Raw genomic sequence first — 12,366 nt, 5'->3', positions numbered from 1 at the left:
TTGAGGGCCTTTTATCTTTCGATAAATAATAGCCCTTATGCGTATTACGGTTATTGGTACGGGTTACCTTGGCGCCACTCATGCCGCGGCGATGGCGGAGTTAGGCCACGAGGTTCTCGGCGTAGATGTTGATCCCGCCAAGATTGAGGCATTGTCCGCAGGCCAAGTTCCTTTCTTTGAACCCGGCTTGCCCGAACTGCTAAAGAAGCACGTTGAGTCGGGGCGACTACGTTTCACCACTAACTACGACGAGGCTGTTGAATTTGCGAACGTCCACTTCGTAGGTGTCGGAACTCCGCAGGTCAAGGGCTCGTACGCAGCCGATGTTCGCTATGTGGACGCAGCTATTACCGAATTGGCCAAGCGCGTCGTCGGCAAGCATTTAGTGTTTGGTAAGTCCACTGTGCCCGTCGGTACCGCACCGCGCTTGCAGGAGCTGGCTGCGGAGATGATCAGTGAGCGCGCCGCATCCGGCGACGATGAGTTGAAGAACACCAGTCTCGAGATTGCCTGGAACCCGGAGTTCCTGCGCGAGGGCTTCGCGGTAAAGGACACTCTCGAGCCGGACCGTGTGGTGCTGGGCACCCAGAAGCCGGGCATGATCCTCAATGGTGCAGGTCAGGAAGTCGAATCGATCGCTGAGGAAAGTCTGCGCGAGTGCTTCGGCCCTATCTTTGAGCGTGAGACGCCGTTTATCGTCGCGGACACCGCCACCGCAGAGCTGGTGAAGGTGTCGGCGAACGCATTCCTCGCCACCAAGATTTCCTTCATCAACGCGGTCTCTGAAATCTGTGAGGTCACAGGTGCGGATATCACCACGCTTGCCGACGCCATCGGTATGGACGCTCGAATTGGCCGCCGCTTCCTCAATGCGGGGCTGGGCTTCGGCGGCGGTTGCCTGCCGAAGGATATCCGCGCATTCATGGCCCGCGCTGGTGAGCTGGGCGTTGACCAGGCGCTGACTTTCCTGCGCGAGGTCGATGCAATCAACATGCGTCGCCGTGAAAAGACCGTTGACCTGGTACGCGGCAGCTTCGGTGGCTCGTTGCTCGGTCACACCGTGACTGTGCTGGGTGCGGCTTTCAAGCCGAACTCTGACGATGTGCGTGACTCCCCGGCGCTGTCGATTGCCGGTTCGCTGTCGTTGGCAGGCGCGTCGGTGAGCGTTTACGACCCACAGGCCATGGAGAACGCCAAGAAGAATTTCCCGACCTTGGAGTACGCACCGAGCATCGAAGCAGCTCTGGAAGGCTCGGAGATGGTTGTCGTCGCCACTGAGTGGCAGCAGTTCCGCGACATCGACCCGGTGGCTGCGAAGAAACTGGTCAAGCGTGCAGCGGTCCTTGACGGCCGCAACTGCCTGCCAACCGATCAGTGGCGTGCCGCAGGCTGGGACGTCACCTGCCTCGGCCGCGGCTAAATACTGGCCGCTCTCGAGCGCTTCGGGAACTTCATACCCTCCGGAGCCACGGTATAGGCGGCGATGAGGGTGGTAATCGGCACCGCGAGTACCAAAGCGACCGCACCGATGGTGGAACGCAGTAGTTCTGTGGCCACTACATCGGAGGTCAACGACTGCATCAGCGGCCGGTCGGAGACGCTTAACAAAATCGATAGCGGCAGTGCGGTGCCGAGGTACGCCAGTACCAGTGTGTAGACCATCGACGCGATATGGTCGCGACCGACGCGCATTGCCGAGCGGAAGACCTCCATAGGCCGCGACCGCGGAGCTGCTTCGTAAAGCTCCTGGACGGTCGATGCCTGGGCGATGGTGACGTCGTTAAGCACGCCCAACGCGCCGATGATGAATCCCGCCAGAAGCAGACCTGTGACGGAGACGTCAGGCAGGTAAAGCTGAATGAGCAGGTTGTCCTCGTTGCCGAGACCACGTAGCTGCGACGTGGAGATTGCGAGGTTGGCCAGGCCCGCCGCCAACACCATCGTGGTGAGTGTTCCCGCCAGTGCGGAAGCTGACTTCCAATTGATGCCATGTACGAGGAAGAGCACCGGGAAGAGGATCGCCGCGCCCGCCGTGATGGCTAAGGCCACAGGATCGCCACCGCGTAGCAGTGCCGGAACCAGGAATCCCATCACTGCGGCCAGCGTGATGCCAAGACCAATGAGGCTCAAGACTCCGCGAGTCATGCCGACGAGGATGATGAGCAGCACCGCTGCGCCGAGCCACATCCAGATGGTCGTGGTGCGATCCATGTCCAGGAAGGTGTAGGTGTTGCCGATGCTAGCGGTGTCGACAACCTGATGAGGTGCGAGGTCGACGACATTAGTGTCGGTGGCAGGAGCAGGAGCTTCGGGGGCAGCGGGGGCAGCGGGGGCTTCTGCGTCGGATTCAGGTGCTGGTTCCTGCTCCGGGGCCGGAGCTGGTGCCGGAGTCGGTGCCGGAGCCTCAGCATCAGGAGCAGGCTCCCCCTCTGCTCCCTCAGGGGCAGGCGCGGGAACAACGCCAGGAGCTGGTGTCATCAACCCCGGATCCGGCACGGCACCATTGTCGACAGCTCCGGTACCGGCAGCGTTTGGACGGTGAATTGCCAGGACGACCTTGTCGCCCTCCGCCAGCTCAATCTCGCCGGGCAGGCCGGATGCCTCCAGAAGAGTCTTCTTGCCCTCGTCTGGGCCCGAGGTCAGTTCAATGACCGAGAGCTGGCACTTCGGCACCGCGGGGTCGTTGAGCGAAGCCGTCAGCCCTGGCCGCGGCTGGTCGTCGAAGACACGTCCGTTGTCAGGCGAATTGCACGCGCCGACGCTGTGCTTTACGACGGTTCCCTTAACCGTCTCTGCAGCTGACGTCTGTGACTGCAGGAATCCCGGCCCTGGGCTCGGAGCTTCACCCGATGGCCAGAGCCCAATCACTGCGAGGAAAGTGGCAATACCAGCAACTGTGAGAACTGTGGCCAGTAAGCGACGTGCTCTTGTGGGGTTGTGCCGCGGTTTCGTTGGTTTTGGTTTGGCTTGTGCAGGTTCGTTTTGCCGTACCGGTGCTGGTTTTGAATGTGCGGCTGGTTCTGCATGTCGTGCTGGGGCAGCCGAGGTTGCAGAGTTGGGTTGATTCGCGGTATTGACAGCCCGGAACCGGCCGGTAGGGGAGCCGCTGTTCGAGTTCTTCAGTACGTCGAGATGCGCACCTATGTCGGAACCCGGAGCAACGCGAAAAGGTTGCTGGTTGTCAGAGTTCATTGAATCTTTTGAATGCCTGCCCACCCTTAATAACCTAATCGCTGCACCAGCACCGGAAGGCGTACCGCCATTCCGGCGCGCCGGGCCGTGGTCATCAGCGCTATGGCCCACCTATCGATGCAATACTCACTCATCGATGCGCTCCAGTGTGTCCATAAGTGAATAGCGCATCGATATGTGAGAAGGGCAGAACCAGTAGCGTGCGCAACCTTAAGTACTGCTATTGCTTGTAGCTGACCAGGAAGTTGCCCAGGCGCTCGATGGCTTCCTTCAGGTCGCGTGCCCACGGCAGGGTGACAATTCGGAAGTGATCCGGCGTCGGGTAGTTGAAGCCAGAGCCGCCGACCATCAGGATCTTCTCTTCACGCAGGATGTCGAGCATCAGCTTTTCGTCATCGTGAATTTCGTAGACGTTCGGATCCAGCTTCGGGAATGCGTACATGGCGCCCATCGGCTTCACGCAGCTCACGCCCGGAATTGAGGTCAGTCCCTCGTAGGCGACATTGCGCTGCTCCAGAAGGCGACCCCCTGGCAGGATCAAGTCCTCGATGGACTGGTAACCGCCAAGTGCCACCTGAATGCCGTGTTGAGCAGGGACATTCGGGCATAGACGGGTGCTGGCCAGCAAGTTGATGCCCTCGATAAAGCCCTCTGCGTGGCGCTTCGGGCCAGTCAGCACCATCCAGCCAGCGCGGTAGCCGGCCACACGGTAGGTCTTGGACAGGCCGTTGAAGGTGATACAGAGCAAATCCGGGGCCAAGGAGGCAGTGGAAATGTGCTCTGCATCGTCGTAGAGGATGCGGTCGTAGATTTCGTCGGAAAGCAGCAGGAGTGAGTGCTCACGAGCGATATCGACGATGGCTTCGAGTGTCTGGCGTGTGTAGACCGCGCCGGTCGGATTGTTCGGGTTGATGATGACAATCGCCTTCGTGCGATCCGTCACCTTCGAGCGAATGTCTTCGACATCCGGGGCCCAGTTATTCTCCTCATCGCACGTGTAGTGGACGGCCTTGCCGCCGGCGAGGGTGGTTGCTGCAGTCCAGAGCGGGTAATCCGGAGCTGGAATGAGGACCTCATCGCCCTCGTTGAGCAGCGCCTGCGTGGTGATGGAAATCAGCTCGGAGACGCCGTTGCCCAGCCAGACGTCGTTGACGTCGAAACGGGGGAAGTCCGGGTCCATCTCATAGCGCGTGACGACGGCACGGCGTGCGGAGTAAATACCCTTGGACTCGGAGTAGCCCTGTGCGTGGGGGAGGGCGCGGACCATGTCCTGCACGATGGTGTCAGGTGCATCAAAGCCGAACTTTGCCGGATTGCCGGTGTTGAGCATCATGATGCGGTGGCCGTCGGCCTCCATCTGTTCGGCGAGAGTAGTCACCGGACCGCGAATGTCGTAGAGGACGTTCTGCAGCTTGGAGGATTGGTCCAGTGTCTTCAGTGGAGTGCGGCGAGGTGCCCTGATGTTTCCACGACGGGCGGCAACACGGGCAGCACGGGACTGCTCGGCCTGAGCGGCCTGCGCAGCCTGAGCGTCCTGCGTTGTCTCGTTGGTGGTTTCGGTGCCCTGGGAAGTGTCTTTACTGGAACTCACCTGTCTAAGCATGCCACTTTTTTGCTCCCGCACCATGCTTTTCTCACAGCGGGGGCAGATTAATTGCACATTGATTGCGCAAAAGCGCCCTGCATGAGGATGCAGGACGCTTTACTGGGGTGCGGGCAGCTGGGGTTCTGGCTGCTAGTTACTGCTTAACTGCGGAGCCGTCGATCTGCAGGGAAATCTCGTTGCCAAGGAGCAGGCCGCCAGTCTTAATAGGAGCGTTGTAATCGATGCCGAAATCGGTGCGGTCAATCTTGGTGGCTGCCTCGAAGCCAACGCGAGTCTGACCCCATGGGTCTTCAGCGGAGCCGAAAATGTCGACATCCAGGGTGACCGGCTTGGTGATGCCGTTGATGGTTAGGTCGCCGGTAACGGTGGCCTTTTCTTCGCTCTGGAGCTCGATAGCGGTGGAAACGAATTCGAAGGTTGGGTTTTCGTCGGTGCCGAAGAAGTCCTTCGAGCGCAGGTGGTTGTCGCGCTCTTCATTGTTGGTGTTGATGGAGTTCGCCTGAATGGTCGCCTTTGCCGTGGAATTCTCCGGCTTGTCGGCATCAAAATTAATAACGGACTCAAACTGAGTGAACTGACCGTGGACCTTAGTGATCATTGCGTGACGAACGGTGAATCCAACGGTGGAGTGCTGTGCATCAAGAACGTAGTTGCCAGACTGAAGAGCCATAGTGAATCTCCTAAAAGTTAAAAGTATCTCGAATGTTTCGAAGTATTTTTGTCCGCCGGAACCAACTTCCGGTGTTGACGTGTCAACGATAACTCTAGATGTGGTGATGTGTCAACAAAGTTCAAAGAAAATGCCGAATATTTTTTAGAAGCGCACATCCGGTCGGGCGATTGGCTCGGGGTTTTGTCATGGCTGGGCGAGGCTCCTTTGGTTGGAGGCGGTTTATATGGAGTCGTTTTAAGCGCTTATGCCCAGCCTAACAGGCGTTGACATGTCAACAACTGCTATTTAGGATTGAGAATTATGCAATTCGGAATTTTTACAATTGGCGACGTCACAAAAGATCCCACGACTGGACAAATCCCTACTGAACATGAGCGAGTTAAGGCAACTGTCGCCCTAGCGAAGAAGGCCGAAGAGGTCGGCCTCGATGTATTTGCTACTGGCCAGCACCACAATCCACCGTTTGTGGCACCGGCGAATCCGCCGATTTTATTAGCCAACCTCGCAGCACAGACCGAAAATCTGATTCTGTCGACTTCGACAACGCTGATTACCACCACCGACCCCGTGCGCATCGCCGAGGATTACGCCTACCTCCAGCACCTTTCCGAAGGTCGCATTGATCTCATGATGGGCCGCGGCAACACCGGGCCTGTTTATCCGTGGTTTGGCAAGGATATTCGCAAGGGAATTCCGCTGGCCATCGAGAACTATCACCTGCTGCGCACTCTTTGGCGTGAGGAGAATGTGGATTGGCAAGGTCAATTCCGCACTCCGCTGCAGTCCTTTACGTCCACACCGCGCCCGCTCGACGGTGTAGCACCTTTCGTGTGGCACGGCTCAATCCGCTCCACTGAGATTGCTGAGCAGGCCGCCTTCTATGGGGACGGCTTCTTCCATAACCACATTTTCTGGAATATCGAGCACACCACAGCCATGGTCAACCTCTACCGCCAGCGCTATGAGCACTACGGTCATGGTGCTGCTGATCAGGCAATCGTCGGGCTTGGCGGTCAGGTCTTCGCCGCTGAGACGGAGAAGAAGGCCAAGGAGATTTTCCGCCCATACTTCGACAATGCCCCGGTCTATGGACATGGGCCATCTCTGGAAGAATTCGAGAACATCACTCCACTGACCGTCGGCACGCCTGAGCAAATCATCGAACGTTACCTGGGCTATGCAGACGCCGTTGGCGACTACCAGCGTCAGCTCTTCCTTATCGATCACGCCGGCCTGCCGCTGGAAATGGCGTTGGAGCAGGTTGAAATCCTGGGAACCGAAATCGTTCCGGTCCTGCGTGAAGAGTTCGAGCGCCGCCGTCCGGCGCACGTGCCTTCCGACCCGCCGACGCATGCCTCGCTGGTTGCCGAGGGCGCAGATTCCCCGCACCTTCTCGTCCGCCCGGCTGAAAGGAATCAGTAGTGAAAAAGCTCGTCGTCGTAAGTGCCGGTGTTTCCGATCCATCAACCACGCGCATCCTTGCCGACCGCATCGCGGAGGCCGTCGAGGCGCAGGTCTCCAAGCGTGGCGAGGGGGTCCAAGTTGAGTACGTCGAGCTGCGCGAACTCGCTGTCAGCCTCGGCACTGTGATGTCCACAGGGCTTTACGACGAAAAATTGCGCGCCGCCCTCGATACTGTCAGCGGTGCTGATGGATTGATTGCCGCGACCCCGGTGTTCGCAGCGTCCTACTCGGGGTTGTTCAAGATGTTTTTCGACGCCTTGGATAAGGATGCGCTGACTTCTATGCCGGTCATTATTGCTGCGACGGCTGGCACAGCACGACATTCGTTGGTGCTGGAGTATGCGATGCGTCCGCTGTTTAGCTACCTGCGCGGCACGGTTATGCCGACTGCTGTATTTGCGGCTACTGAGGACTTTGGTGCTGGCGATGGTGCCGGAAATGGCGCCGGCGGAGTATCTGGCGCGGAGATGAACAATCGCGTCGTGCGTGCAGCTCGTGAGCTTGCCGAGTACCTTGTCGGTGTTCGCTCGGCAGTAGTCGGTTTTGGTCCAGATTTTGGGAACGAAGCTGAAGAAAAGGGTGCAGCGCATTCAGCGGGCGGGGCCAGCGAGGGGAATCAGGGTGCCAGCGCGCCGAACAGGCGACGCAGTACAAACACGCGGGTGGATACTAACGTCACGGATTTTGCCACACTTCTAGAGGGGCTCGACGGCACCGCGAAGTAGCCGCGCTCACGTGAAGGGGCGGCAGAGGAGGGGTAGGGGGTCAGCGCTCTTTAGCGGCACCACGGGAGGTTGTAGTAGTCGCAAGAGAAGGTATCGGAAAGAGCGTATTCCTTAACCTGCAGGTCGTCGCTGCTGGTCGTAGCTGTCGGTGCTGCGGTAGCGGTCGGGGCGCCGGTCAGCGCGCCCAGGGAAAGTGCTGCGGATGCAATGGTGGTAGCAAGAACAGAAGTGCGTCGAAACATTAGGTAGTACTCCGAAAGATATCTGCCTCGGCAAAGTGTCAAGGCTGTGTGGACTGCCGGACTTCGCCAGTGATTAATAAAGAAATCATAACTATTTAATCAAGAGTGTGAAGTGTGGAGGTCTCTCTACCTGCCCGCGCCTGGGGGTGGCCATTCGGCTACTCTCTGGTGTCTTTATGTAGGTGGGCTAGTGGCCGAAATGTTGATTGTCTAGTACCAAGTGGCCGACCGAGGCATTTTTGAATTGGTTCAAAAGGCGTAGTTCTGATGCGATTGAATTGATCGCCGAAATCTTATTGTGGCGCCCATAATCGCTGGTCAAGGTCAATTAGATGTCGTATTTTCGCGTGGTAGAAATCGGTGAGATTCCATTTTTACTATGTGGATAATTGCTGCGGCCGTCGTAAAGCCAGTCGAAAATTTTCCATTACAAAACGCTGAATTTCGACTTACCTTTGCAGGTGTCAGTTCAAGTATTTCCTTACGAGTTGCTCGTCACACCCTGAAAGGATTTCGCCGTGAAGAAGACCCTGCTCTCCGGCTCCATTGCAGCCCTGGTTACCATGTCCTCGCTGGCTGTCGCCCCGATGGCCGAAGCTGCCCCAGCCCCCACCCCGGGCACCGTCGGTGGCACTTGCTCCGTTGAAGGCCAGTCCGGCCAGTCTCTGAAGATCACCGGCTCGAAGTTCGAGGTCGAAGGTACCGCCACCGTCGCTAACTACGGCGATACCGACCTGCCGCTGACCCAGACCCTCAAGGAAGGCAAGACCAAGTCCTGGAACGTCGGCGGTTCGGTCGACTTCGACCTGCTCAAGCTCTTCCATGTCACCTTCAGCGCCGGCTACCAGTCCACTCAGACCTGGGAAGTTGGCCAGACCCTCGGCCCGTACCCGGTCAAGCCTGGCTACACCGGTGTGCTGGAGTATGGCTTCCTGAACCAGTCCTTCGAAGGTACTCACCTGACCTGCAAGGGCGGAAAGTGGATTGACGCAGGTCGTCCGTACTGGGGCACCATCCCGAAGGAACGCCACATTCGCGTTTCCATGCGCGCCAACGAAGCTGATCGCTCCGTGGACGGTGCTGCTCCGCAGGTCAAGGAGTACGCCGTCTAAGACGGGCTGAGCCTCTTTAAGACCTCGAAGTAGAAGGAAGTTTCTCCATGTTGAGCCTGAAAAAGAAGGCCCTGGCCTGCGCGGTGATGGGTGCAAGTCTTCTTGCACCAGGCATCGTCGGACAGGTCGCGGCGACCCCGCTGACCCAGACCCCCGACCAGGATGAGCACCACACCGGTTTCACCAATACGGATAAATGTGACCCGGTCAAGGATGCCAAGCGTCACCCCTGGGAACAGTGGATTACCGACGAATGGGACCGCTACAACGGCACTAACTCATTCACCAACCGCACTGACCGCCCGATTCAGTACACCCTCGAGGTGACAGAGGGGGTCAACGAGTCCGTGAAGGCCATGAGCTCCGGAAATATGTGGGACGTGTTCCTCCACGGGGTGAAGAACAAGTACGGCATTGTCGAGGTCAGTCAGTGGTCTGTTGGTGACAAGCTGGGTCCGGTGACCGTCAACCCTGGTGAGACCGTTCGCGCAGACTACGGCGTGCACATGAAGTCCTTTATTGGCCGTGTTCGCACCTGCGATCAGAAGACCGGCCTGTGGCGCGGTGAACCCTACTTCGGTGAGTACAACGGCAAGGGGCCGTCGACTCGCTTCGTGGTCTGGCACAAGACCACCAAGGAGGGCGAGCACCGTCAGCAGTGGGCGCCTGTCAGCGGCAACTCCGGTGACGGCGGCCCGGCATCCGCCACGATTAACGACTAGGAGCAGTTATGAAAAAGCGTGTTGTCGCCATGTGCTTGACGACGGTCTTTGCGCTCGGACTCGGCGTTCCGACAGCAGTGGCCGCCCCGAATCCAGGAGCTGGTGAACCGTTCGCGCCGGAGGAGTGGGTACCAGTGCCCAAGCCAGCGGCAGTTGACCGCGGTCCGGCACCGGGAACCACTTGTGAAGCTCCGGGTTCGGTGGCTGAGTTTGTGGAAATCACCGGCTCTCGCTACGACGTTGAGGGCGTTGTTTCTACGAAGAATGACATCGGTGATGAGCCGATTCCGCTGACGCAGACCATTAAGGAGTCCAAGACCAAGAAGTGGTGGACCAATATCTCTGTCAGCGTGAAGGTCAGCAAGGAGCTCAACCGCAAGTACTCCTGGGAATACTCCCGAGAGATGGTTTGGAGCCTCGGGCAGAAGATCGGACCATACGAAGTACGCAAGGGCGAAACTGGTCGTCTGAGCTGGGGATTCCTGGTTGACGAGTTCGCCGGGCAGACAGTCCGCTGCAACGCCAACTCGAAGACGTGGCAGCCCATTGGGCGCAGCTACTTCGGCGTGGCTCCGCGTGAGCGACATGTCGAGGTGACCATTCAGTAGTTACACAGTTCTCTCTCTCCACACTCAGCACGGGTAAAAAAGGGGCCTATTCACGAAAGTGAATAGGCCCCTTTTTTGCTACTCCGGTGTTTTGCTACTCCGTCTTTTTGCTACTGCGCGGCAGCGGATGCCGGAGGCTGGAAGCCTGCGTCTATTGCTTTCAGAGCCAAGTCCAGGCGTGAGGTAGCCCCGAACTTATTGAACATGCTGGAGAGGTGCTTCTTGATGGTGCCGGGCGACTTGCCGAGTTCCTTGGCGATGTCGTGGTTCGACTTACCGCGACAGATTAGGCCGAGAACCTCTCGCTCGGCATGAGTGATCTTGTACGAGGAAATGTTGCGGGACGGCAGCGTTTTAATCAGCCGAGTCGCAGAAATCGGGGAGATGACGGTGCCGCCCTGGAAGACATCTTCAACGGTGCCAATGACGGATTCGGGGCGGGCGGTTTTGAGAATGTAGCCGTTTCCGCCGAGGCTCAAGATTTTCAGCATTGTTTCATCGGTATCGAATGAGGTGATAGCGATGAATTTCGGTGGATTCTCCACCTTCTTAATGCGCTCGAGCAGCTCAACGCCGTCCATGTTGGGCATATGAATATCGGTCAAAACTACGTCAATGCCACCGCGGGCAATGATATTGAGGGCCTCGTGGCCATCGCTGGCTTCATCGACCACGGTAATGTGCGGTGCCTTCTTGAAGTAAGTTCGCAGCGTCGAGAGTACGAGTGGGTCGTCATCGACAATGAGAACCTTGATGTCAGACATCCGCGAACCTTTCATAGAATTTATAAAAACCGAACAATATCTGTCATTGTGCGATATTACTACGCTAACCAGGACGTTTCGAGAGATATCTTCGTCACAGGCGGTTACTACACCAATCTTACGCTAGCGTAACTTACTGATTGGTAGGTGGCATGTGGAGTTTGGTATTCCACACATTTCCTTCTCGTTCTGATGTGATGGAACCGTCCCACGGTCGCACTCGCCGATGCAGTGAGGAAAGCCCCAAACCGCTCGAGAGCATCGCCCGCGGCAGAAAATGCGGTAGCACCTTCGATATCTGATTGCTGATGTCGAGCGTGAAGCCATCCTCCTCATTGCCCAGCGCCAGAATGTGGACGTTCGTTTGCGGCTCGCCGTACTTCTGAATATTCGTGCAGAACTCCGACAGCGCCGGCGAGATAACTTCTGAAATCTGCGTCAAAGAGGGCTCGGTTTCAATCCTCGTGGCCAGTGAAACGTTAAACCCAGCTTCCTGCAGTTCATCCTTGGCCTGTTGGAGCACCCTGTTCATGCTAGGAACTCGCTCATCTTGGCCAATAGCCGAGGTCAAAGAGCTTTCTTCGTCAGCGGATTTCAGCAGTGAAAGCAACTGGCGAAGCTGTAGCAGACCTTCTCGGGAGGTTTCTGCGATGTCCTCCAGGGACTCTTCAAGCTTTTCATCTGTCCCTTCTCGCTCGATGGCGAGCGCCTGCGCCAACATGGTTACGCGAGTAAAGGACTTGGCGGTGGAGTCATGCAGTACGGTCGCCAACTCAAGGCGTTGTTCTTCCAGGGCGCGGTTAGATTCAATCGTTGCCTGCCGGCGTTGCTCTTTGTAGCGACTGCGCATCATGCCGATGGCGTAGGCAATTACAAAAAGCAGCGTTGTCACAAAGGTCGCGACGTGGTCGCGCGCGAACGTATTTGTGTTTACGTCGTAGTTTGAAATTACCAACAAGAGCAACGCAGTGATTCTCGCCGGCATCTTGTTGTTGTTAGCACGCATCACTTCCACGATGAGAAGCGCGCAGAAAATCTGCATTGGAGCCTGCTCTGTAGGAAGGAAAGTCAACGCCAAGAAATTCGCTGGGACAACCACCATGGCAAAGAGCGGCAAATACGTCGCCACTGCAACAAGAATGACCTGAAGGCCACCGATAATGGTTGGCAACAATAGATCAGAGTTGCTCTCGCGGAGAATTAGCGCATCGAGAGCAGTGAGGATCAGCGCAATGACCATCTCCACTGACCCCGGAGT

Annotated in this window: 12 protein-coding genes; 6 read left to right on the top strand and 6 right to left on the bottom strand. The window is 57.5% G+C overall.

Translation table 11 applies throughout. From position 1 onward, the window contains the following. Positions 1 to 37 precede the first annotated feature (37 nt). Positions 38 to 1,420 carry a UDP-glucose dehydrogenase family protein gene (locus HMPREF3130_RS04455; RefSeq protein WP_070429405.1) on the top strand — a complete coding sequence of 461 codons (1,383 nt, stop codon included), beginning with the start codon at positions 38 to 40 and terminating at the stop codon, positions 1,418 to 1,420. Here HMPREF3130_RS04455 and HMPREF3130_RS04450 read toward each other — a convergent pair. The 3 genes from HMPREF3130_RS04450 to HMPREF3130_RS04440 form a co-directional block, all read right to left on the bottom strand. Next, positions 1,417 to 2,868 carry a YibE/F family protein gene (locus HMPREF3130_RS04450; RefSeq protein ID WP_070429404.1) on the bottom strand — a complete coding sequence of 484 codons (1,452 nt, stop codon included), beginning with the start codon at positions 2,866 to 2,868 and terminating at the stop codon, positions 1,417 to 1,419. The genes HMPREF3130_RS04455 and HMPREF3130_RS04450 overlap by 4 nt on opposite strands. 544 nt (positions 2,869 to 3,412) lie before the next feature. Then, complete coding sequence (locus HMPREF3130_RS04445; protein ID WP_275435271.1) at positions 3,413 to 4,795, bottom strand: pyridoxal phosphate-dependent aminotransferase; 1,383 nt, start codon at positions 4,793 to 4,795, stop codon at positions 3,413 to 3,415. 136 nt (positions 4,796 to 4,931) lie between these two features. Then, positions 4,932 to 5,468 carry a YceI family protein gene (locus HMPREF3130_RS04440; RefSeq protein WP_048734412.1) on the bottom strand — a complete coding sequence of 179 codons (537 nt, stop codon included), beginning with the start codon at positions 5,466 to 5,468 and terminating at the stop codon, positions 4,932 to 4,934. A 303-nt stretch (positions 5,469 to 5,771) separates the two neighbouring features. Here HMPREF3130_RS04440 and HMPREF3130_RS04435 point away from each other — a divergent pair, with 303 nt between their 5' ends. Together HMPREF3130_RS04435 and HMPREF3130_RS04430 are read left to right on the top strand one after the other, a co-directional pair. Further along, complete coding sequence (locus HMPREF3130_RS04435) at positions 5,772 to 6,893, top strand: CE1758 family FMN-dependent luciferase-like monooxygenase (protein WP_070429403.1); 1,122 nt, start codon at positions 5,772 to 5,774, stop codon at positions 6,891 to 6,893. Continuing rightward, positions 6,893 to 7,660: an FMN reductase gene (locus HMPREF3130_RS04430; RefSeq protein WP_049191049.1), complete on the top strand. Its 768-nt coding sequence runs from the start codon at positions 6,893 to 6,895 to the stop codon at positions 7,658 to 7,660. Before HMPREF3130_RS04435 ends, HMPREF3130_RS04430 begins: the two co-directional genes overlap by 1 nt. A gap of 50 nt (positions 7,661 to 7,710) precedes the next feature. On the opposite strand, the gene HMPREF3130_RS04425 is transcribed toward HMPREF3130_RS04430, so the two are convergent. Next, on the bottom strand, positions 7,711 to 7,902 hold the full coding sequence (locus HMPREF3130_RS04425) for a hypothetical protein (RefSeq protein WP_049171743.1): 192 nt from the start codon (positions 7,900 to 7,902) through the stop codon (positions 7,711 to 7,713). 518 nt (positions 7,903 to 8,420) lie between these two features. Here HMPREF3130_RS04425 and HMPREF3130_RS04420 point away from each other — a divergent pair. Genes HMPREF3130_RS04420 through HMPREF3130_RS04410 form a run of 3 tightly spaced genes read left to right on the top strand, consistent with a single transcriptional unit; the run spans position 8,421 to position 10,344 of the window. Then, positions 8,421 to 9,014 carry a hypothetical protein gene (locus tag HMPREF3130_RS04420; protein WP_016421574.1) on the top strand — a complete coding sequence of 198 codons (594 nt, stop codon included), beginning with the start codon at positions 8,421 to 8,423 and terminating at the stop codon, positions 9,012 to 9,014. Between the two features lie 47 nt (positions 9,015 to 9,061). Next, entirely contained in the window at positions 9,062 to 9,736 is a 675-nt protein-coding gene (locus HMPREF3130_RS04415; RefSeq protein WP_016421573.1) for a hypothetical protein, read from the top strand. 8 nt (positions 9,737 to 9,744) lie between these two features. Beyond that, on the top strand, positions 9,745 to 10,344 hold the full coding sequence (locus tag HMPREF3130_RS04410; protein ID WP_070429402.1) for a hypothetical protein: 600 nt from the start codon (positions 9,745 to 9,747) through the stop codon (positions 10,342 to 10,344). Positions 10,345 to 10,454: 110 nt separating this feature from the next. On the opposite strand, the gene HMPREF3130_RS04405 is transcribed toward HMPREF3130_RS04410, so the two are convergent. Together HMPREF3130_RS04405 and HMPREF3130_RS04400 are read right to left on the bottom strand one after the other, a co-directional pair. After that, complete coding sequence (locus HMPREF3130_RS04405; RefSeq protein WP_070429401.1) at positions 10,455 to 11,108, bottom strand: response regulator transcription factor; 654 nt, start codon at positions 11,106 to 11,108, stop codon at positions 10,455 to 10,457. Positions 11,109 to 11,241: 133 nt separating this feature from the next. Beyond that, positions 11,242 to 12,348: a histidine kinase gene (locus HMPREF3130_RS04400; protein WP_246815107.1), complete on the bottom strand. Its 1,107-nt coding sequence runs from the start codon at positions 12,346 to 12,348 to the stop codon at positions 11,242 to 11,244. Positions 12,349 to 12,366: the final 18 nt, after the last annotated feature.

It is taken from the genome of Corynebacterium sp. HMSC14B06 (assembly GCF_001807075.1).
Lineage (GTDB): Bacteria > Actinomycetota > Actinomycetes > Mycobacteriales > Mycobacteriaceae > Corynebacterium > Corynebacterium jeikeium_D.
This window is presented reverse-complemented; position numbering and strand designations above follow the sequence as displayed.